The 20,720-nt window shown below is 66.0% G+C and carries 15 protein-coding genes and 1 pseudogene; 7 read left to right on the forward strand and 9 right to left on the reverse strand.

What is annotated here, in order from left to right:
* Positions 1 to 173: 173 nt before the first annotated feature.
* Together ACVMIH_RS16995 and ACVMIH_RS17000 are read right to left on the reverse strand one after the other, a co-directional pair.
* Positions 174 to 1,763 carry a DHA2 family efflux MFS transporter permease subunit gene (locus ACVMIH_RS16995; RefSeq protein ID WP_092087667.1) on the reverse strand — a complete coding sequence of 530 codons (1,590 nt, stop codon included), beginning with the start codon at positions 1,761 to 1,763 and terminating at the stop codon, positions 174 to 176.
* 47 nt (positions 1,764 to 1,810) lie between these two features.
* Positions 1,811 to 3,097 (reverse strand): HlyD family secretion protein, encoded by a 1,287-nt coding sequence (locus ACVMIH_RS17000; protein WP_456862562.1) that lies wholly within the window; start codon positions 3,095 to 3,097, stop codon positions 1,811 to 1,813.
* A gap of 188 nt (positions 3,098 to 3,285) precedes the next feature.
* On the opposite strand from ACVMIH_RS17000, the gene ACVMIH_RS17005 reads away from it, so the two are divergent.
* A complete protein-coding gene (locus ACVMIH_RS17005) occupies positions 3,286 to 3,927 on the forward strand; it encodes a TetR/AcrR family transcriptional regulator (protein ID WP_057014977.1) in 642 nt (213 codons plus the stop codon).
* A gap of 267 nt (positions 3,928 to 4,194) precedes the next feature.
* On the forward strand, positions 4,195 to 5,037 hold the full coding sequence (locus tag ACVMIH_RS17010; protein ID WP_456862566.1) for a GNAT family N-acetyltransferase: 843 nt from the start codon (positions 4,195 to 4,197) through the stop codon (positions 5,035 to 5,037).
* Between the two features lie 182 nt (positions 5,038 to 5,219).
* Here ACVMIH_RS17010 and ACVMIH_RS17015 read toward each other — a convergent pair.
* Positions 5,220 to 7,893, reverse strand: a pseudogene (locus tag ACVMIH_RS17015) (flavin-containing monooxygenase).
* A gap of 410 nt (positions 7,894 to 8,303) precedes the next feature.
* The gene (locus ACVMIH_RS17020; RefSeq protein ID WP_057014974.1) at positions 8,304 to 9,008 is read right to left on the reverse strand and encodes an SDR family oxidoreductase; all 705 of its coding nucleotides are present in this window, start codon (positions 9,006 to 9,008) and stop codon (positions 8,304 to 8,306) included.
* A 140-nt stretch (positions 9,009 to 9,148) separates the two neighbouring features.
* Between ACVMIH_RS17020 and ACVMIH_RS17025 the strand changes: the two genes are divergently transcribed.
* Positions 9,149 to 9,967, forward strand: coding sequence for a substrate-binding domain-containing protein (locus ACVMIH_RS17025; RefSeq protein ID WP_456862568.1), 819 nt, complete (start codon positions 9,149 to 9,151; stop codon positions 9,965 to 9,967).
* Here the strand turns inward: ACVMIH_RS17025 and ACVMIH_RS17030 are convergent.
* The 4 genes from ACVMIH_RS17030 to ACVMIH_RS17045 all read right to left on the reverse strand — a co-directional run bounded on the left by ACVMIH_RS17030 (position 9,941) and on the right by ACVMIH_RS17045 (position 14,748).
* Positions 9,941 to 10,639, reverse strand: coding sequence for an ABC transporter permease (locus ACVMIH_RS17030; protein WP_016845814.1), 699 nt, complete (start codon positions 10,637 to 10,639; stop codon positions 9,941 to 9,943). The two genes, ACVMIH_RS17025 and ACVMIH_RS17030, sit on opposite strands and share 27 nt — an antisense overlap.
* Positions 10,640 to 10,698: 59 nt before the next feature.
* Positions 10,699 to 11,082: a response regulator gene (locus ACVMIH_RS17035; RefSeq protein ID WP_050425581.1), complete on the reverse strand. Its 384-nt coding sequence runs from the start codon at positions 11,080 to 11,082 to the stop codon at positions 10,699 to 10,701.
* A gap of 113 nt (positions 11,083 to 11,195) precedes the next feature.
* Positions 11,196 to 12,431, reverse strand: coding sequence for an extensin-like domain-containing protein (locus ACVMIH_RS17040; protein WP_076824094.1), 1,236 nt, complete (start codon positions 12,429 to 12,431; stop codon positions 11,196 to 11,198).
* Positions 12,432 to 12,555: 124 nt separating this feature from the next.
* Positions 12,556 to 14,748, reverse strand: coding sequence for an autotransporter outer membrane beta-barrel domain-containing protein (locus tag ACVMIH_RS17045; protein ID WP_456862571.1), 2,193 nt, complete (start codon positions 14,746 to 14,748; stop codon positions 12,556 to 12,558).
* 438 nt (positions 14,749 to 15,186) lie between these two features.
* Here ACVMIH_RS17045 and ACVMIH_RS17050 point away from each other — a divergent pair, with 438 nt between their 5' ends.
* From ACVMIH_RS17050 to ACVMIH_RS17065, 4 genes are all read left to right on the forward strand, one after another.
* The gene (locus tag ACVMIH_RS17050; RefSeq protein ID WP_456862574.1) at positions 15,187 to 16,185 is read left to right on the forward strand and encodes a hypothetical protein; all 999 of its coding nucleotides are present in this window, start codon (positions 15,187 to 15,189) and stop codon (positions 16,183 to 16,185) included.
* Positions 16,186 to 16,922: 737 nt separating this feature from the next.
* Complete coding sequence (locus ACVMIH_RS17055) at positions 16,923 to 17,537, forward strand: inner membrane-spanning protein YciB (protein ID WP_057014969.1); 615 nt, start codon at positions 16,923 to 16,925, stop codon at positions 17,535 to 17,537.
* A gap of 141 nt (positions 17,538 to 17,678) precedes the next feature.
* Entirely contained in the window at positions 17,679 to 18,005 is a 327-nt protein-coding gene (locus ACVMIH_RS17060) for a hypothetical protein (RefSeq protein ID WP_063790043.1), read from the forward strand.
* Between the two features lie 154 nt (positions 18,006 to 18,159).
* Positions 18,160 to 19,734 carry a FecR domain-containing protein gene (locus ACVMIH_RS17065; RefSeq protein ID WP_456862577.1) on the forward strand — a complete coding sequence of 525 codons (1,575 nt, stop codon included), beginning with the start codon at positions 18,160 to 18,162 and terminating at the stop codon, positions 19,732 to 19,734.
* A gap of 91 nt (positions 19,735 to 19,825) precedes the next feature.
* Here the strand turns inward: ACVMIH_RS17065 and ACVMIH_RS17070 are convergent, their stop codons facing one another.
* Positions 19,826 to 20,653 carry a class I SAM-dependent methyltransferase gene (locus ACVMIH_RS17070; protein ID WP_233475622.1) on the reverse strand — a complete coding sequence of 276 codons (828 nt, stop codon included), beginning with the start codon at positions 20,651 to 20,653 and terminating at the stop codon, positions 19,826 to 19,828.
* Between the last annotated feature and the right edge of the window lie 67 nt (positions 20,654 to 20,720).

Consider the following 20,720-nt stretch of genomic DNA (forward strand, 5'->3'; position numbering starts at 1 on the left):
GACCGGGCGCAGCCCGCGCGCCGATGCGATGCACTCAGCCCGGCGACAACGGCACACTTTCGTAGCCCGGATGAGCGAAGCGATATCCGGGGCCGCGTCACGCTCAGTGATGAACTGCCGAGATCGGTCCCGCATGTCGCTTCGCTCATGGGGGATACGAAAACCGATGACACCTAATGCGCGTCGCCGCCGCTCGCGGTCATCGACGGTGGCTTGTTGACGAACAGCACCAGAAGGCTGAGCGCGACATAGAACAGCGACAGCATGAAGAAGGCATCGCCATAGCCCATCACCGCTGCCTGACGGTGCACGATCTGCGAGAGCTGCTTCATCGCCATGACGGCGGAATCGCCCATGCCCTGCATGCGCTGGGTGAACATGTTGAGGGTCTCGACCGCGGTGGTGTTGCCCCAGGTCACGCGGTCATGCAGCCGCGAGATGTGCAGATCGGTGCGGTCGTTGAGCACCTCGTTGATGACGGCGAGACCTACCGCGCCGCCGAGGTTGCGCATCAGGTTGAACAGGCCGGAGGCGTTCTTGACGCGATCCTGCGGCAACGTCGCGAGCGCGATGTTGTTGGTCGGCACCATGGCGCACATCATGCCGATGCCGCGCAGGATCTGCGGCAGCAGCAGCTCATAGAAATCATAGTCGCGGGTGATCCAGGTCATCTGCCAGGAGCCGAGCGCGAAGGTCACGAGGCCGAAGGCGATGATGTAGCGCAAATCGACCTTCTGCATCAGCCGCCCGACCACCGGCGCCATCAAGAACATGGTGACGCCGGAGACGAACATGGTCTCGCCGATCATCAGCGCGCTGTAGCCGCGAACCTCCGCGAGATAGCGCGGATAGACATAAGTCAGGCCATAGAGCCCGATACCGATGCAGAACTGCAGCACGCAGCCGACCGCGAAGTTGCGGTTACTGAAGGCGTAGAGATCGACGATCGGCTCCTCCGCGGTCAAGACGCGCCAGAAGAACGCGACCGCCGAGACGAAGCCAATCGCGGCGCAGACAGCGACCGAGGTGTCCTGCAGCCACTCATATTGCGGCCCCTCCTCCAGCACATATTCAAGCGAGCCGAGGAAACCGGCCATGAAGATCAGGCCCCACCAGTCGAAGCGCTCGAGCAGCGCGAAGTTTGGCTGGTCGAAATCGACCAGCGCCAGCACGCCTGCCGTGATGATGACGCCAGGCACGATGTTGATGAAGAACAACCAGTGCCACGACATCAGATCCGTGATGTAGCCGCCGACGGTTGGGCCAACGGTCGGCGCCAGCGTCGCGACGAGGCCGATGATCGGCGCCACGATGTGGAATTTGGTGCGCGGGAAGATCGTGTAGGCCGAGGCGAACACCGTCGGGATCATGCCGGCGCCGAGAAAGCCCTGCAGCGCGCGCCACAGGATCATCTGCTCGATCGAGGAAGCGAAGCCGCACAGCAGGCTCGAGGCGGTGAAGCCGAACGCCGAGATCGCAAACAACAGCCTTGTGCCGAGCGCGCGCGACAGGAACCCGGACAAGGGAATCGCGATCACTTCGGCGATCAGATAGGCGGTCTGCACCCACGACACTTCGGTCGAGGATGCCGACAGGCCGGCCTGGATCTCGGACAGCGAGGCCGAGACGATCTGGATGTCCAGGATCGACATGAACATGCCGAACACCATGATGATGAAGGCAACCAGCCGCTTCGGCTGGATGCGCTCGGACTCCGGGGCGCCGGTCATCATCGAGGGCGAAGCAGTGGTCGTATCAGCCATGGGCTCATCGGCTCCGAGCCTCGGACTCTGTCCGAAGCTTCAAGACATCACTGCGGATGGATCATCATCGGCGCGTCGAGATCAGTTTCGGCGTCGGCATCGGCCGCGCCCTCGCGGGTGTCGACGGTGGTGTAGACCGACATGCCGGCGCGCAAGAGGCCCTGCCTGGCGACGCTGGCAGGCACGCGGATGCGGACCGGCAGGCGCTGCACGATCTTGGTGAAGTTGCCGGTGGCGTTGTCGGGCGGCAGCAAGGTGAACACCGAGCCTGCCGCCGGCGAAATGCTGTCGACGAGGCCGGTAAACTTGCGGAAGCCGTAGGCGTCGACCTTGATCGTCACGCGCTGCCCGGTGCGGATGCGCTTGAGCTGGGTCTCTTTATAGTTGGCGTCGATGTAGACGCCGTCGAGCGGCACCACATTGCCGAGCCGCTGACCGACATTGATGTAGTCGCCGGTGTTGACCAGGCGGTTGGAGAAGGTGCCGTCGACCGGCGCGCGGACGTTGGTGAATTCGAGATCGCGCTCGGCCTTGGCGAGCTGGGTCTGCAATTCGGCGAGCTGGGCGCGGGCCTCGGCCTGCTGCGCCTTGGTCACCTCGACATTGTCCTTGGCGGCATCATAGGCCGCCTGCGCGGATCGCACGCTGGCCGCGCCCTGATCGCGGCCGGCCTCCGAGACTTCAAAGGTGGCACGCGAGGCAAAACCTTTGGTGCTGAGCGCCTGCTGCCGATCGAAATCGAGATCGGCGCGCTTCAGGCCGGCCTGGGCGGACACGAGCTGGGCCTGCGCCTGCTCGACCGAACTCGCCGCCGCCGCAACCTGGCGGCCGATGCGCTCGATCGTCGCCTGCTGGGTCGCGATCCTGGTGCGCGCGGCGTCGGCCGCGATACGGTAGTCGCCATCATCGATCCGGAAGATTACGTCGCCTGCGCGCACCAGCGCGTTGTCGCCGGGCAGGATCGCCGCGATATGGCCCGCGACGCGCGCGCCGAGCATGGAGTTGTTGGCGCGGACATAGGCATCGTCGGTCGAGACGTAGAAGCGCCCGACCATCAGGTAATAGGCGGCATAGCCCGCGGCAGCGAGCGCGAGCAGGCCGACCACGCCCATCATCACGAATTTGCGCTTGCCGGATTTCGGCGCCGGCGCCGCAGTGGACGAAGCCGCCGGCTGCTCGGGCGCAGACGCGGGCGGCGCCTCCGCGGGACGCTTGGCTTCATCAGCACGGCCCTGCTCGCCGAGATCGGCGGATGCATCGCGCGCGATCGCGTCCTCGGCCATCTCAGGCTCGGAACGAACAATGCGTGCAGCCTGATCCCGTGCTGCGGCCATGGCCGAGGCTCCCCACAAAAATCTTGACGCCCGCGATGGCGGAATAAGGGCCGTGCGGCGCATCGTCACTCCCAAGATATCATTGACCGAACGGTTCGGTCAATATACATTCCCGCCCGCTAGATTATAAAGCTTCGATTCTTCCCTTTCCTACTTTGGGTTGAGTTCTTTCCCGAGAAGCTAAATCAATGGTTGCAGCGCCCCGAACCTCCCTCCAATCCGTCGGCGAGGAGGAATCGTCGAAACGCCGCCAGATCCTGGACGGCGCCCGCAAGGTATTCCTGGAGCTCGGCTTTGACGGGGCGAGCATGGGCGAGATCGCGCGCGCCGCCGGCGTCTCCAAGGGCACGCTCTACGTCTATTTCCCCGACAAGGCCGGGCTATTCGCGGCGATCGTCGAGGAGGAAAAGCTCGAGCAGGGCAAGGTCGCCTTTAATTTCGATCCGGCGCGCGACGTCGACACCACCCTCCCCGAATTCGGCCGCGCCTATGTCGCGGTGTTGTGCCGGCCCGGCGGCGGCTCGGCGATCCGCACCGTGATGGCGATCGCCGAGCGGATGCCCGAGCTCGGCAGCCGGTTCTACACCCACGTCATCGCCCACACCGTCGACCGCTTCGCCGCCTATCTCGAGGCGCGCGCCGCGCTCGGCGAGCTCGTGATCGACGACTACCAGCTCGCGGCCTGGCAATTCATGCAGATGTGCCAGGCGACGCTGTTCCAGGCGTTCATCTTCCAGGCCAAGCCGTCGCCCTCGCCGGAGCGGATCGCAACCGTCGTCGACAGCGCGACGCGCGTGTTCTTCGCGGCGTACCGGCCGAAGGCCGGGTGAGATCGACGTCTTATCGCGGACCAGCGCGCTCTTCGTCCCGTCATGCTGAGGTGCTCGCGTAGCGAGCCTCGAAGCATGCGCGGCCCGGCTGGTGGCCGTCGTGCTTGAGACGGCCGCGGAGTTTATCATCGGGCCGCGCTTTGTGCGGACTCGTTGGCAGCCTCATCAACATGACGGACGTACGTTCTTTAGATCGTCACGGGGGGTATTGTTCTCCAGCCGTCGATGTGCACGATCAATAACTCCAGCACGACGAGGCGATCGACCATGAACGACCTCACCATCCGACAGATGCAGCCGGACGAGATCGCGCTCGCGGTGGACTGGGCCGCGGCGGAGGGATGGAATCCTGGTCTCGCAGATGCGCCCTGCTTTGCCGCCGAGGACCCGCAGGGCTTCTTCATCGGCGAGCTCGATGGCGAGCCGGCCGCGGTGATCTCCTGCGTCAATTACGGCGCGCAATTTGCCTTCCTCGGCTTCTACATCGTGCGTCCGGATCTGCGCGGCCGCGGCCATGGCCTGAAGATCTGGAATGCGGCCATCGCGCATGCGCGCCCGCGCGTGATCGGGCTCGATGGCGTGGTGGCGCAGCAGGCGAACTACCAGAAGTCCGGCTTCGCGCTCGCTTACGCCAATGTGCGCTATGGCGGCACTGTCGCCACACCATCCGCGCCGAGCGGCGACACCGTCGCGCTGACCGATCTGCCGATGGCGCTGATCGAGGCCGATGACGCCACGGTGTTTCCCGCACCGCGGCCGGCATTCCTGCGCGCCTGGATCAACACGTCAGGACATGTCGGGCGCGCGCTGATGCGCGACGGCAGGCTGGCCGGCTGGGGCGTGATCCGCCCGTGCCGGACCGGCCGCAAGATCGGTCCGCTGGTTGCAGATGACCGTGCCGGCGCCGAGGCCGTTGTCGCGGCATTGCTCGCGAGCGCGGGCAGCGGCGAGGTCTTCCTCGATGTCCCCGCGGTCAACCGCGACGCCGTCGCGCTGGCGCAAGGCCTCGGGCTGTCGCCGGTGTTCGAGACCGCGCGGATGTATACCGGCGCGATCCCGCCACTCCGGATCGATCGCGTGTTCGGCGTCACGACGTTCGAGCTCGGCTAGAGCGAGAGATTTCTGAATATTAGAAATATATCCGTGAGTTGCCCGACGTGTCAAGTGGCTAGGTCGAACGCCTGCCACCGCCGGCTCCTTTGCATGGGGTTGTTTTCGATATTTTCGCAACGCGCCTCCCCCGCAAGTGCCCGCAAGCGGGAGAGGGAGCGCGGCTGCAATTCAAACCCGAGCTAGTTCGCCGCCGCGTTGACCTCCGGCGTAGCGACGTTGTCCTGCTCGACCTCCTCGGGCAGGCCGGCGAAGCGCCGCAGCGCCTTCGCCATCTTCACGCGGCCGGCAACGCCGGTGATGATGACGTCGACCATCACGAACGACGAGTGGAAGTGGCCCTGCGCCTTGAGCTGCTCGACCTTGACGCCGGCCTTGGCGAGCGCGTCGCCATAGGCGATGCCCTCGTCGCGCAACGGATCGAACTCGCTGGTCGCGATGAACGTCGGCGGCAGGCCTTCGAGCTTGCCGCGCAGCGGCGCGACGCGCGGGTCGGTGCGGTCGGCCGGCGAGCAGTACAGGTCCCAGAACCAGTACATCAGCCCGCGGGTCAGGAAATAGCCGGTCGCGTTGTCGACATAGGACGGCCGGTCGAATGTGGAATCGGTGACCGGACAGATCAGGAGCTGGCCCGCGATCTCGGGCCCGCCGCGATCGCGCGCGAGCTGGCACGTGACGGCCGCGATGTTGCCGCCGGCGCTCCAGCCCGCGACCAGCAGCGGCCCTGCCCTGCCGCCGAGCTCGGCGCTATGGGCCGCGATCCAGCGCGTCGCCGCAAAACCGTCCTCGGCCGCGGCCGGGAAGCGATGCTCGGGCGCATGGCGATAGCCGACACTGACGATGATCATGCCGGTGCGCCGGCACAGGTCGCGGCAGAACGGATCGTCCGACATCTCGTCGCCGAGCACCCAGCCGCCGCCGTGGAAATACACCACGATCGGATGCGGCCCCGGCGTCGCCGGGCCGGTACAGCTTGTACGGCAGCGGACCGTCCGCGCCCTGCAGCATGCCGCTGCCGACCTCGCCGACCGGGCGGCCAAAGGGACGCCCCTTGTTGAATTCGGTGAGGAAGTCGCGCGCGCCCTGCGCCCCCATCGTCTCGAGCGGCGGCAGGTTCATTTCGCCGAGCAGGTTCAGCACCAGCCGCACATCCGGCTGCAGGCGCACGATCTCGCCGTCATTGCATTGCTCGGCAACGCCGGGACCCGAGAGCTTGAAGCCGAGCATGCCGCGGCCGACCACCTCGTTGCAGATGCTGCGATACGGACCGACGCCGCCCGTATAAGGCATCACGCCTTGCGGCTTGCCGGGCACGTTGGCGCCCGTGTACCAGGTGTTGGCGAGCCGGTGCAGCGTCAGCGTCGCGCAATCGGCCATGTGCCGTTCCCAGCCGGCCTGCGCGGTCTCGGTCGCTTCCATCGTGGTGAAGCCGGCGTCGCGCAGCGCGGCGATCCGCTCCACCACCCAATCGACGTGCTGCTCGATCGAGACAGCCATGTTCGACAGCACCGACGGGCTGCCGGGACCGGTGATCATGAACAGATTGGGAAAGCCCGCGACGGTGACGCCGAGATAGGTCTGCGGTCCGTGCGCCCAGACATCCGACAGCGACTTGCCGCCACGGCCGGAGATCGGATGCACCGCCATGATCGCCCCGGTCATCGCGTCGAAGCCGGTGGCGAACACGATGACGTCGACGTCGAACTTGCGTCCGTTGGTGAAGATGCCGCTGGCGGTGATCCCCTTAATCGGCTCCTGCCGCAGATTCACCAGCGTCACGTTGGGACGGTTGTAGGTCGCGTAGTAATTGGTATCGAGGCAGGGACGTTTGGCACCGAACGGATGATCGTGCGGGGCCAGCGCCGCCGCCGTCTCCGGATCCTTGACCACGGCGCCGATCTTCTCGCGGATCAGGTCGGCGACCAGTCTGTTGCCGTCGACATCGACCGCCTGGTCGGCCCAGAGCTGGGTCAGGATATGGACGAGGTCGCCCGCCGCCCACGCCTTCTCGAACCGCTCGCGGCGCTCGGCGTCGCTCAGTTGCCAGCTCACCACGGTCTGCTGCGGATAGGGCACGCCGGCCATCGACCAGCGCGCCTGGTCGCGATAGGCAGCACGGTCGCTCTCGAAATAGGTCTTGCGATCCTCGGGCGCTGGGCCGTTGCCCGCGGGCAGCGCGAAGTTCGGGGTGCGCTGGAACACGGTGAGCTGCGCGGCCTGCTCGGCGATGATCGGTATGGACTGAATGCCCGACGATCCGGTGCCGATCACGGCAACGCGCTTGCCCTTGAGATCGACGCCCTGATGCGGCCAGCGGCCGGTGAAATAGATCTCGCCCTTGAAGTCCTTGACGCCGTCGATCTCCGGGGGCTTCGGCGACGACAGGCAGCCGGTCGCCATGATGTAGTAGCGGCACGAGACGTCGGCGCCGTTGTTGGTCGAGATCTGCCAGCGCGAGGTCGCATCATTCCAGGTCGCCTGCGTGACCTTGGTGCCGAACCTGATGTCGCGACGCAGATCGTAACGGTCGGCGACGAAGCGGAGATAGCGCAGGATTTCCGGCTGGGTCGCGTATTTCTCCGACCAGGTCCAGGCCTGATCGAGCTCGGGATCGAAAGTGTAGCTGTAGTCGATGGTCTGGATGTCGCAGCGCGCGCCGGGATAACGATTCCAGTACCAGGTGCCGCCGACATCGGCGCCCTCCTCGAGCGCGACCGCCGAGAAGCCCGCCTTGCGCAACCGATGCAACAGGTAAAGTCCGGCGAAGCCGGCGCCGACCACCGCAACGTCGACCTGCTGCGTGGTTCCGCTCTGCGTGGAGTCTGAAGCGCGTGCTGCAACTGCTGCGTCTGGCATGCCATTCCTCCGTATGTTTTGATTTGACGGAAGGCTAGCCCTGCGCCTTCAGTTTGTCATCACGACAAACGCAATCAGAGGTCGCCGCAATTGTGACGCCCGCGGCCTGGAGCGCGCCGCGCAGCGCGTAGACGCAACTGGTGACGTAAGTTGTGGCGACGCAACGGGTACGAACGGCGCCGCACACTTTGATGTCGTCCCGGCGAAGCCGGGACCCATACTCCGCGGCGGATGTTGGGACGGGACTCGTCGTTCCATCGACGCGCAACGATGACCATCGGTGGTTATGGGTCCCGGCTTTCGCCGGGACGACACCGAATATTTGGTGCCGCTTGTGAATCACAAGCTCACTTGCTCCTCAGAGTCTGTCTATGAGTCAGGCCCTGGGGATGACGGGTTTAGCAGTTGCCTCAAATCGACCGCATCAATCCGCCGTCGACGCGGATGTTCTGGCCGGTGATGTAGCCCGCGCCGTCGGAGACGAGGAAGCTGATGGTTGCGGCGATCTCCTCCGCCTTGCCGTAGCGCTTCATCGGCACGCTGTCGCGGCGCTCGTCGGTTGCCGGGAGGCTGTCGATCCAGCCTGGCAGCACGTTGTTCATGCGCACATTGCTGGCGGCGTAGCTGTCGGTGAACAGTTTGGTGAACGCGGCGAGCCCGGCGCGGAACACCGCCGAGGTCGGAAACATCGCGCTCGGCTCGAACGCCCAGGCGGTGGAGATGTTGACGATCGCGCCCGACTTCTGCGCCTGCATGTGAGGCGCGACGAGACGCGTCGGGCGGATCACGTTCATCAGGTAGACGTCGAGACCGGTGTGCCACTGCTCGTCGGTCAGTTCGAGCACACCCGCGCGCGGGCCGTGGCCGGCGCTGTTGACCAGCGCATCGATGCGGCCCCAACGCTCCACCACGCCGTCGACGGCGCGTTTCAGATCATCGTTGGAACGGTTCGAGCCGGTGAAGCCGAGGCCGCCGAGCTCCTTTGCCAGCGCCTCGCCCTTGCCCGACGACGACAGGATCGCAACGCGGAAACCATCGGCCGCGAGGCGCCGCGCCGCCGCCGCTCCCATGCCGCTGCCGCCCGCGGTAACGAGCGCGACCTTCTCCAAAGCCATGACCTGATATCCCTTCTTATTGCTTCGTTCGAGGCGACCCTACCACCGCCGACCGCAGCGCGCGACATCGCGCCTGCTTTGCGTCACCGGACGAAATGCGGCATGGTGACCGACATCGTTCTCCGGTACGCAGTATTCACATGACATCCCTCCTTCGACACCTTGTCATCGCCGCCGTGATGCTGTTCGCCGGTCCCGCGCTCGCGCAGACCCGGTCCATCACCGTCGCCTCGACGACATCGACCGAACAGTCCGGCCTGTTCGGCTATCTGCTGCCGCGGTTCTCGGAGACCTCGGGCATTGCCGTGAAGGTGGTCGCGGTCGGCACCGGACAGGCGCTCGACATCGGACGGCGCGGCGATGCCGATGTCGTGTTCGTGCATGATCGCGTGGCCGAAGAGAAATTCCTGGCCGAGGGCTTTGCGACCAAACGATATGACGTGATGTACAACGATTTCGTCATCGTCGGCCCGAAGGCCGATCCGGCGCATATCGCCGGCGACAAGGATGTCGCGGATGCCCTGCGCAAGATCGCTGCGACCAGTTCGGCCTTCATCTCGCGCGGCGACCACTCCGGCACGCACGAGGCCGAGCTGCGGCTCTGGAAGGCGGCTGGCGTCGATCTCGGCTCAGCGAAGGGCCAGTGGTATCGCGAGATCGGCCAGGGCATGGGTCCGGCGCTCAACATGGCATCCGCGTCGAATGCCTATGTGCTGTCCGACCGCGGCACCTGGCTGTCGTTCAAGAACCGCGGCGAGCTCGCCGTGCTGACCGAAGGCGACCGGCGGCTGTTCAACCAGTACGGCGTGATGCCGGTCAATCCGGCGAAACATCCGACGGTGAAGGCCGCGGACGGCGAGGCCTTCATCGACTGGCTGGTCTCGCAGGCCGGGCAGTCGGCCATCGCCGGCTACAAGGTCGGTGGCGAGCAGCTATTTTTCCCCAACGCCGCGCACTAGCAGAAACGCGATCGTGCTGACGCTGACGCTCAGCGCAAGCAGGATGACGCCGAGCCCGAGACCGAGCGCCAGCTCGCCCTTGCTGGTCTCGAGCGCAATCGCGGTCGTCATCGTTCGCGTATAGCCGCTGATATTGCCGCCCACGATGATGATGGCGCCGACCTCCGCGATGGCGCGGCCGAACGCGGCGAGGAACGCGGTGAGCAGCGAGGCGCGGCCGAGCGAGAACACCAGCGCAAGGCTGCGCAGGCGGGACAGGCCGTCGGTGCGGATCAAATCGGCATATTCCGCCCACAGCAGCGCGACCGGACGATGCACCAGCGCAACCACGATCGGCGTCGCCAGGATGACCTGCGCCACCACCATCGCCGTCGGCGTGAACAGCAGCCCGGCGAAGCCCAGCGGTCCGGATCGCGACAGCAGCAGATAAAGCCCGAGGCCGACCACGACCGGCGGCAGGCCGAGACAGGCATTGGCGAGCACGATCACCACCTGCCGTCCGCGAAACCTCGATATCGCAAGCCAGCCGCCGATCGGCGCGCCGATCAGAAGCGCGAGCAGGCTCGCCAGCAGGCTGACGCGCAACGACAATGCGACGATCCCAAGCAGGACCGGATCGCGACCGGCTATCAGCGATGCCGCCGCCGTGATCGACTGTGCGAAATCATTCATGCCGGCACGTTTTGCCCGCACAACGTGCGCATCGTCAAATCGCAGGAACGATCAGTCGCTCAGGCCGGCGCGCCGTTCTTGAGCAGCTTGGCCACGGCCGCGACCAGTTCGTCGGGCGAGAACGGCTTGTTCAGCAGCACGCTGTCCGGCACGCCCCGGGTCGGCCACTCGTCGCCGCCGCCGCCGGTGATGTAGAGCACCGGGAATGACGGGTCGATCTCGCGGGCGCCGCGCGCCACGCGCCAGCCGTCGAGCCGTCCGAGCAGGCGGATGTCGGTGACCAGTGCTGAGTATTTGGTGCGGAACGCCTTCAGCAGCGTCAACGCTTCCTCGCCCGAGCCCGCGATCGCCGGCTCATAGCCGCCGTCCCTCAGGGCGTCCTCTACCATCATCTGAAGATCACGATCGTCTTCGATGACGAGAATGATCGGCGCGTCTTGCAAAGCTATCCCCCAGAAATCAGCCGGGTGCGCCCGGCTCCGAAGCATATGCAGCATAAAAGTGGCTACCGTTTGCACGGTGTCACCCAGTAAAAATACGGGTATCAGACGCGTCCCTATTCGTCGGCGAATTCGTCTTCTTCGTTGATCCCCGCCTTACCCCGCGGGGCCGGCTTTCTGCCGCCGAGCGATCCTGTGACATAAGGTTCGCGCGTTGCATAGGGGTTACGGCCGCCGGCACGCGCCGCGACCTCCTCGCCCGAGACGGCGGCGGGCTGGCAGATCAGACGCCGGCTGGCCCGGCGCATCAGATCCACATGGATGTGGTCGTAGTGATAGACGTTGGACCCCGGCGCCAGCACCGTGGTGAATTGCTGGCAGGCGGCGGCCTGGACATCGCGCAGAAAGCCCTGCTCCTCCGGCAGGCCTTTCCAGCCATCCTTCACGGTGATGCGGCGACCGTCAGCCAGCGTGAAGGCTGCGATGTCGAGCGCATTGCCGAAGGCGTGCTCGGAAATATGCGCGTGCGAATTGCCGTTCATGCCGCGGCAGGAATAGGCCGAGATCTGCTTGATCTCGACGACACGCGCGCCGAACCAGCGCTGCGCCGCCGGCTGTACGGAATCGGCGAGCCAGCGCTCGAGCACCGAGACGATCGGGCACGCCAGCGTTGCCGCCGGCTTCACTGCGACCGGGCCGACCGTCACCACCGGATTGCCGCTCGAGGGACCGAGCCGCGGCGGCGGTGGCGCGCCGGGCGGCTGCTGGGAATACGGTGCCGGTGAATAGGGCGCGGCCGCGCTGTCGCGCTGCGGATTGGATGGCAGGCCGGGATAATAAGGTCGCTCGCCCCTGGCGTCGGGCGAGCCTTCCGGCGGCAAATCGATCTCGTCCTGCTGCGGCGGAACGCCGGGCGCCGACAGCGAGACCGGTCCATTCTGACGGCTGCCATAGCCCGGCTCGTTGCCATAGCTCGGCTGGCCGACGGCCTGATTGGAATACGGCGCCTGCGCGGGCGGCGGAGGCGGCTGGCGGTTGATCGGCCAGCGCGGCTGGTTGCCGACCGATGCCGGCGGGCGCAGGCTGTCGTCGGCAAATCCGTAAGCCGAACTGGCTTCACCGAGCGCGGCGACCTTGAGCGGGAACTCGGCGCCGCAGACGCCGGGACCGGAGATCGGATCGATGCGGACGAGGTCGGCGCTCTCCTTGACCGCGCCCGACTTCAGGCATGCGGCCTCGGCCTCGGCCCGCCACGGTTCGCGCTCGGCGGTCTGAAACAGACCGCGACCGCAACCAGCAAGCGACACAAGGACAAGGGAGCCGACGAGATACAAACGAACTCCACGCGTCATGGCGCGGAGGTTCTGCGAATTTGATTAAAGACTCTTCAACGCATTTCGATGCGTTGTTTTCAGCTGTCCTTAACCATGCAGCGGAACCCGGCAGGGCAACACGCGCCCTGCCGAGATGATGTCATCACCACGTGTAGCGAACGACACCCTTGCCGCCATAGGACGACGTGACGTCGGAGAACTCGCCCTCGAAGGTGAGCGCCGCCGACCGACCGCTGGTCCAGTTCATCGCCGCGCTCGCGGTGGTGAGCACCGCGTCGCTCGCAGGCGCCGCACCGTTGACCACGAAGGACGCGCCCGGCAGCGTCTGGAATGTCGCGGCAACGCTGCGATCGGTGTTGTAGTCGTGCGCCCAGGCGAGCCGGCCGCGCAGGCTGAGAATGCCATCCTGCAACGCGATCGAGCGATCGCTGCGGACGCCGAGTTCGCTGCGCGTGGCGGTGACGGTCTTGGCGCCATAGGCCACCGCGAACGCGCTCGATCCCGACAGCACCTGCTCGGCATAGGACGGCAGATCGTAGGTCGTGAACTGTCCGGCGGCATAGGGCGTCAGCGCCAGTGACCACGGCGTGATGAAGCGATAGCCGCCTTCGATCCGGCCCGACAGCGCATTGGCGTTGAATTGCGCGCGCAGCCGGTCGATGCCGGCGATCGTCACCGTGCGATCAGTGGTGACGTCCTGCCAGCCATAGGCCAGCGCGCCCAGCAGATAGGCCGGCCCGAATCCATGACGGATGAAGGCGCCGGCCTGGAACAGGTCGGAGCGTCCGCCGCCGAGTGCGTTGGCCACGGTGAAATTGGTGCCGCCGCCGGCGAGCGCAAAGCCCGCAATCGTGTCGGGCGAGATCCGGTAGTCGGCGCCGACGGCGACACCGAAAATGCGGCTCGTCGTCGAATTCGATCCGGCGGTAGTGCCGCCATCGGTGCTCTGCCCGCCGCCGAAGCCCGCCGCCCAGACGCTCCAGCGCTGCTCGAACGTCTGCGGCGGGGGCGGCGGCGCCTTGCGATAGATCGCGGCATAGGCATCGCGCGCGCCATTCGCTCGCGACATGCCGGTCGACGCGTAGCTCATGGTGTCATCAGCGAATTGCGACGCGCCGCTATTTGCAGGCACGCCGCCGCGCCCTTCGGTGAAGGGATCCGTCATGACGCCGAGGAACATGTTCATGGCGTCGAAAGTGGTCTGCTGCGAGCCGGTGCCGAATTCGCCCGACGCCTGCATCAGCCCGGCCGGCGTCAGCGCGCCGAACGCGGCGGAAATGCTGCCCGTGCCGTTGAAGGCGCTGCTGATCGCATGGCCGACCGCGGCCTGATTGCTGCTGAGCCTGGCGGTTGCGGCAAAATTCAGCGCCAGATTGAGATAGACGCTGTTGGCGTCATAGCTCAGGCTGGAGATGAAGTTCGATGGCAAATTGCTGTTGACCGGCCCGGCAAAGCTGCCGCTGACACCGCCGGCCGCGTTGAGGATGGTGTACTGCTTCTGGAACGTGGTGCCGGTGAAGGACGCGTTGACCGTGGCGCCGCCGAGCGTTGCCGCACCTGTCACGTTGGTGCGATCGGACGCCGCGGCCGACACTTCGACCAGATAGGTCGATGCGGCGGTGAAGGTCAGGCTGCCCTGCACCGTGAGCGTGCCGATCGAATTGCCCGGCGACAGCGTGCCGCCATTGACCAGGACATTGCCGACGCTGCCATTGCCGCCGAGCGTGCCGCCGGCATTGACGGTCACGGCATTGCCAAGCGAGCCATTGACCAGCAGCTTCGCACCGGCGCCGATGGTGGCACCGGCCTGGTAGCTCTGCGCGTCGGTCACGGTCCAGACGCCGCCCTGCACGTTGAGCACCTCGAAATTGATCACGTTCGAGAGCGTGCCCGAGCCTGGCCCGAACAGGTTGAGCGTGTCGGTGCCGACGCCGCCATCCATCCGGCCGGTGATGGTCGAGCCGCCATAGAGATTGAGCGTGTCGTCGCCGCCTTCCATGCTGATCGCGCGGCCGGTATTGCCGATGATGGTGCCGTAGTTCGACAGCACGTCGGCGCCCTCGCCGGTCTGGATCGCTGCGCCGTCGCCGCGGATGAAGCGGGTCGAGCCGGTACCGGTATAGGTCACGCCGTTCAGCGTACCGACCGAGCCGGTATCGGGCGTGCCGTTCTGCAGCAGCGTAACGCCATTGGGATCGGGAATCGTGCCGTTGCCGATGATGGTGCCGTAGTTGACGATCCTGTCGTTGTCGACGGCGGCATTGCCGGTCTTGTTCTCGGAGCGGATCGCATAGCTGTTGTTGCCGACGATGGTGGCGCCGGCATAGTTGATCAAGTCGAGCGCCGCCGATCCGCTGCGCGAATGGTCCGGATTTGAATCGTTGTTGACGACGATGCCCGCCGCGGCACCGCTGATGGTGCCGTAGTTGCGGATGGTGCCGCCGCCGATCGCAAGGCCCTCGCTGTTGTTGAAGCGGCCGCCGTCATCGGCGCCGGTTGCGCCGGTGCCCTGGACGATGCCGTAATTGGTCAGCGTCAGGACATTGTCGATATCGATGCCGTCGCCATCGCTGCGCGTCGAGACGCCATCGATCGCCCCGGTGATGGTGCCGTAGTTGGTGACGATGGCGTTGCCGCCGCCGACGCCCGCACCGTTGCGGCCGATGATGGTTGCGCCGGCAAAATTGTTGACCGTGATGGTGCCGGCGTCGCCGGCGGTGCCGTTCTTGGCACCCGAGATCAGGCCGCCGGCATAGTTGTTGACGGTGCCGTTGTGGCCGCCCTGAAGATCGATCGCATCGGCGCTGGGCCGGCCGGTTGCGGGATCGATCGTGCCATTGGCGATGATCTGGCCGTAATTGTCGATCGTGAAGTTTTCGCCGGGACGGATCGCGTCCGCATTGGCCGCAGTGATCAGGCCGGTCGCGCGGTTTGTGATGTGAACGCTCGCGGCGGTCGAGACGAGATTGTCGAAGTCGATCGCCTGCCCGGTCGCCGATTTGATGGTGCCGGCTTGTCGACCGAGAACCTGGCCGCGGTCGTGCTGTTGCTGCCCGACGCGCCGTTGATCTGGATGGCGTCGTCGGCCGACTGGATCGTCGCGCCCGCATTGTTGACGACCGACAGCGAGATCACGTTGTTGAGATTGGTGGTGGCGCGGATCGCGCGAGAACCTGCCGTATTGGTCGCGTCGATCATGCCGGAATTGGTGATCGTGGTGGTTCCGCCGCCGATCCGCATCACGTCGCTGCCTGATGACTTGATGATGCCGCCGCTCTGGTTGGTGATCGAGAACACGGTGGTGTTCGACGTCGCGTTGACGAAGTCGAAGACGCGGCCGTTGCCCGTCGACTGGATGGTGCCCGCATTGTCGACGGTGACCGACCCGCTGCTCAGGCCGCCATTGATCCGGAATGCATCATTGGACGCGGTGAAGAGCGCGCCGGAATTGTTGATCAGCGTGAGATTGCCGCTGATGGCGCTGCTCGAGGTGTCGATGCCGCGCGAGGTCGCCGAGATGGTGCCGTTGTTGGTGATGACGACGCCGGGCGACGACAGGCCGGTGATCCAGGTGATCGCGGTGCCCGTCACCGACAGGCTGCTGCCGGCGGCGACCGAGCCGGTATCATTGTTGGAGACGGTCTGCGCCGTCGTGCTGTTGGGAGGAGTGCTGAAGCTTGCGGCCAGTGCCGGACAGGAGAACCCCAACGAAGTCGCAGAAATAGCCAGCGCAAGCCGGCTTGCGCGGCTCAGAAACCCAGATTTCACGTAACGCCCCCAAGTACTTATTACCGGGGTAGAGCCCCGGTCATTGCGGGCGGCAATCTGGGTATGGTTTGTGACAGGCGCACAACAAATGACGATGCCGCCTTGCGGCGCAACGACACAGGGGCGAGAGCAACCGACGGACATCCAAGCGGGTACTGCTATCGGCGCCTGGAACCGGCGCCGCCGCCGAATATATTTGCGACGCGTCAACGCCTTGATTCGGCGGCTATTTGAGCCGCGCATCGCAATGCGGCATTGCCGCGAACAGCGAGCCTGACAACAAGACTGCCTTTTTCGGCCTGGAACCCCTTGCTAGCTTTGACGTTAATGCGGGCAGCGTTGTGTGAACCGAGGGAGTTTCCCCAATGGATTTCGCGAGTCCTCTGCTGAGCAAGCTGAGCATTGTGGCCGCGTACATCGCGTTAGCCTTCGTCGGCGCCATTATTCTCGGCGTGTTCTAGGACATTCGACAGGCATGAGTTCAGCGCCCGGCGGCCGCCCCCGCCGGCGCTTTGCTGTTTTGCGTTCACTCCGCCACAACTACAGCTCGATGATCGCGATGAGGGGCTCGAATGCGATGCGCGTGCAGCGCTGCGCCGTGCAACGGCGGGGCGAGTTTAGCGAGTCGCCCTTCAGGTAACGGCTTATATCTGCCCGGCGGTCGCTTCATGTGCGTCGCCGGACCCGCTATAAGAGCCGCATTGTCGAAAATGAATTGAACCTGCGGGCGACCAGCGACCAATGAAGCATTTCCTCACCGCGGCCAGGCTGTTGGCCCTCGATCTCGCCTCGACGCTTGTCTTTCTTGTTCTGTTCCTGCTGACGCACAACACCGCGCTCGCGGTCAGCCTCGGCATCGCATTCGGCGTCGTGCAGATCGGCGTCCAGATGGTGCGCGGCAAACGGATCGACACCATGGAATGGCTGAGCCTGTTCCTGGTCGTCGCCGCCGGCTCCGCCACGCTGCTGACCCACGACCCGCGCTTCGTGCTGTTCAAGCCGAGCGTGATCTACGCCATCGTCGGCGTCGTGATGCTCAAACCCGGCTGGCTCAACCGCTACCTGCCCGAGATCGCACAGAAAGTCGTGCCCGATGTCGCCGTCAAGGTCGGCTATGCTTGGGCCGCCCTGATGTTCATCTCCGCCGCGGTGAACGCCATCGTCGCGCTGACCTGCGAGATCACGACATGGGCCGTCGTGATGCCGATCTTCGGCATCGTGAGCAAGATCGTGGTGTTCCTCGGCGGCTTTGCCGCGCTCCGCCTCACCGCAAGGCGCCGCATCCGCGCCATGCCGGAGACGCAGCGCGAGGCCGTGCTCGCGCTCGAAGGGGCACCGGCGCCAGCGGCGCCGTAGCCCCCGACCGGGGTGTGGTCGACGAAACAAACGGCCCGCGCGACGAAACCATTTTGCCGTGACAACGAAGAATTGGCGAAACCAAGCCTGCCTAGTGATCGGTTCGACAACGCGCTGCTTCGGCGCGATCACAAGGGGGACATGATGGCTTTCACCGCTTCCGCGCTTCGTCACGGCAAACTGCTGGCGGCAACCGCGTTCACGCTCGGTCTGCTGACCTCGGCGTCCTATGCCTACACCGACGAGCAGCAGCAGATGTGCACCAGCGACGCCATGCGGCTGTGCAGCTCCGAAATTCCCGACGTCGATCGCGTCACCGCCTGCATGATCCGTCAGCGCGCGCTGCTCAGCGACGGCTGCAAGGCGGTGTTCCACTACGTGCCGCCGGCGGCTGCGCAACCTGCGAATTATGCGCCCGCGGCCAAGCCGGCGAAACCGCTCAATATCACTCCTCACAAGCGCGGCTAAGCAAAACCCCAACAGCGACCAGGCACCGCGCTTCCGGCAACGGAGCGCGGTGCTTGATCGTTTCGGTCCGCCATGACAACAAGGCACGACCGTTCATCCGGCATTCAGCCTGACGCGGCTCAATTGCCGTCCCCACTGCCTCCCCCGGGAATCGATGGCGATGCGCCGCAGCTTTCTCTTTGCGCTTCTGCTTGGCGCCGGCGTCACGATCGGTTGGCAATCAACGGCCAATGCCGCGCCGGACTTGACGCGGCTTGCACAGGCGCAGCCTGCACAGGCGCCCGCCCCGGCGCCGAGTGCGACGCCGGCTACGCCCGCTCCTGCAACACCCGCGCCTGCAACGCCGGCGCCGGCCGCGAGCGCGCAGCCCGCGGCGCCCGAGCCGATCGGCAATGTGGCAACACTGACAGGAACCGCGACCGTCACGCGCAACAGCACCGCGACGCCGCTGCAGATCCGCGACGACATCTTTGCCAATGACGAGGTCGCGACATCAGGGACCTCCTCGCTCGGCATCACCTTCAACGACGGCACCACCTTCAACCTGCGCGCCAATGCCAGGATCACGATCGACAATTATGTCTATGAGGACGGCGGCCAGCAGAACAGTGCGCTGTTCAACGTCACCAAGGGAACGGCGGCCTTCGTTGCCGCCGCGGTCGCCAAGACCGGCGACATGAAGATCTCGACCCCGACCGCGACGCTCGGCATCCGCGGCACCACCGGCCTCGTCGAGGTGCCCGAAGGCGCCACCGCGACCAGCAGGAATGTCGGCATCAAGCTCTATCCCGACGCCGACGGACATGTCGGCCGCATCGAGGTCAACGACCGCAGCGGTGCCTCGCTCGGCGTGCTGACGCGCGGCGCCAGCGGCTTTGCGATTCGTCCGGGCACCGGCGGTGCCCGCTTCGCCGCGGTGCCGCTGACGATCTCGCCGCAACAGATCACGCGCGACCAGGGCTTTGTGCGCCAGGTCCATAGCGCGCAGACGCTGGGCCGCCAGGTCGTGACCGAGCAGCGCGACTTCCGCCGCGCCAATCCCGATTTCCGCAGGGCCAATCCGGCCGCGCCCTATCCGAACCGCGGCCAGCCGGTGCAGCCGAACCCGCAGCGGCAGAACGGCCTGCCGGGCCAGAACCGCAACACGCCGCAGCAGCCGGGTCAGCAAAACCGTCCGGGCCAGATGCAGCAGCCCGGTCAGCCGAACCGTCCCGGCCAGCAACCGGGCACGCCTGGCCGGCAAGGTTCGCAGCAGCGGCCCGGCACGCAGCAGCAAGGCGGCGCACAGCATGCGCTGCCCGGCCAACCCGGCGGCGCGACGCTGCCGTACGCGCCCGGCGTCCAGACGCCAGCCGGACAACAGCCGGCGGGACAACAGCCAACGCGCCAAGCCCCCACGCAAGAGCCCGCGCGCCAAGGCGGCACGACGCAACCCGGCGGACAACAATCGCCGGCACGTCAAGGCGGTCTGCAGCCCGGCCGCACCCAGGCGCCGGGCGGCGTGCGCCAGCCAGGACCACCAGCGGCCCAGCCGGGTCAATCGGGCGCGCCGCGACAAGGCACCGCGCAGCCCGTGCCGCAGGCGCCCGGCCAGATCCGACCCGGCATCCAGCAAGCCGCACCGGGCATACAACGGCCCGCGGTGCAGGCGCGGCCAAGCTTCCAGCAACGGCGCGCGCCGCCTCCGCCGCGCGGCGCGAAGGCTCCACCCAGGGACAAGCGCCAGTAACTGAGATCACAGCAATGTCGATCAAACGAGCGAATGGCGTCGGCGAGTTACGCCGGCGCCATGCACAGATCGACCAATGCCGAGCGGCAGGTCAGCCGCGCCTGGTGATCACGGCCTCCAGATATTCGCTCGGGATCACCAGCGTGCCGTCCCTGGCGATATTGAACTGGTCCATCAGGCTGAACATGTCGGCGGCGAGCAATTGCTGCTTGACCGGATCGATCGCCCCGAACGCCTTCAGCACGGGCCCGTAATAGGTGCGGAAGATCTCGAGGAAATGCTCGCGCGACCTGTAACGGAAATTGAAGTGCCTGCGCCTGGCATCGAGCGTCGCCTGCGGGCCGAACAAGGCGCCGAGATGCGCCTCGGTGCCCCACAGCGCGGGAGACTTCACGCCCGGCGCCGGCGGCACATACTTCCCGATGGTCTTGAACAGCTGGCCGATGAAACCTTCCGGCGTCCAGCTTGCGAGGCCGATCTTGCCGCCGATGCGGCAGACGCGGCGCAGTTCATTCGCCGCCTGCTGCTGGTCGGCGGTGAACATGACCCCGAAGGTCGACAGCACGACATCGAAGCTGGCATCGGCAAACGGCAGCTTCTCCGCGTCCGCTTCCTGGAACGTGATGGGCAGACGCTCCGCCGCCGCCCGCTCGCGGCCGCGCTCGAGCAACGCCGCGACGTAGTCGGTCGAGACCACGTCGGCAAAGCGCCGCGCCGCAGCCAGCGTCGCATTGCCGTTGCCGGCGGCGACGTCGAGCACCATCTGATTGCTGCGCAGGTCGACTGCCTCGCAGAGCATCTCGCCGACGATCTGGAGCGTGGTGCCGACGATCGCGTAGTCGCCCGAGCTCCAGGTGGCTTGCTGGCGCGCCTTGACGGCGGCGAGATCGACAGTCGGCATTTCGGTCTGAACGTTCATGTGCATCTCCTTTGAAAATGTGATGCGGCTCGCGGCGAGGCCGCCGGCTTCGCCGAAAGTCCGCGGG

Source organism: Bradyrhizobium sp. USDA 4503 (assembly GCF_054055815.1).

Excerpts from the sequence above, each read along its gene's own strand:
- ACVMIH_RS16995 (WP_092087667.1), bottom strand. The coding sequence starts at position 1,763 with ATGGCTGATACGACCACTGCTTCGCCCTCGATGATGACCGGCGCCCCG.
- ACVMIH_RS17000 (WP_456862562.1), bottom strand. The coding sequence starts at position 3,097 with ATGGCCGCAGCACGGGATCAGGCTGCACGCATTGTTCGTTCCGAGCCT.
- ACVMIH_RS17005 (WP_057014977.1), top strand. The coding sequence starts at position 3,286 with ATGGTTGCAGCGCCCCGAACCTCCCTCCAATCCGTCGGCGAGGAGGAA.
- ACVMIH_RS17010 (WP_456862566.1), top strand. The coding sequence starts at position 4,195 with ATGAACGACCTCACCATCCGACAGATGCAGCCGGACGAGATCGCGCTC.
- ACVMIH_RS17020 (WP_057014974.1), bottom strand. The coding sequence starts at position 9,008 with ATGGCTTTGGAGAAGGTCGCGCTCGTTACCGCGGGCGGCAGCGGCATG.
- ACVMIH_RS17025 (WP_456862568.1), top strand. The coding sequence starts at position 9,149 with ATGACATCCCTCCTTCGACACCTTGTCATCGCCGCCGTGATGCTGTTC.
- ACVMIH_RS17030 (WP_016845814.1), bottom strand. The coding sequence starts at position 10,639 with ATGAATGATTTCGCACAGTCGATCACGGCGGCGGCATCGCTGATAGCC.
- ACVMIH_RS17040 (WP_076824094.1), bottom strand. The coding sequence starts at position 12,431 with ATGACGCGTGGAGTTCGTTTGTATCTCGTCGGCTCCCTTGTCCTTGTG.
- ACVMIH_RS17055 (WP_057014969.1), top strand. The coding sequence starts at position 16,923 with ATGAAGCATTTCCTCACCGCGGCCAGGCTGTTGGCCCTCGATCTCGCC.
- ACVMIH_RS17060 (WP_063790043.1), top strand. The coding sequence starts at position 17,679 with ATGATGGCTTTCACCGCTTCCGCGCTTCGTCACGGCAAACTGCTGGCG.
- ACVMIH_RS17065 (WP_456862577.1), top strand. The coding sequence starts at position 18,160 with ATGGCGATGCGCCGCAGCTTTCTCTTTGCGCTTCTGCTTGGCGCCGGC.
- ACVMIH_RS17070 (WP_233475622.1), bottom strand. The coding sequence starts at position 20,653 with ATGAACGTTCAGACCGAAATGCCGACTGTCGATCTCGCCGCCGTCAAG.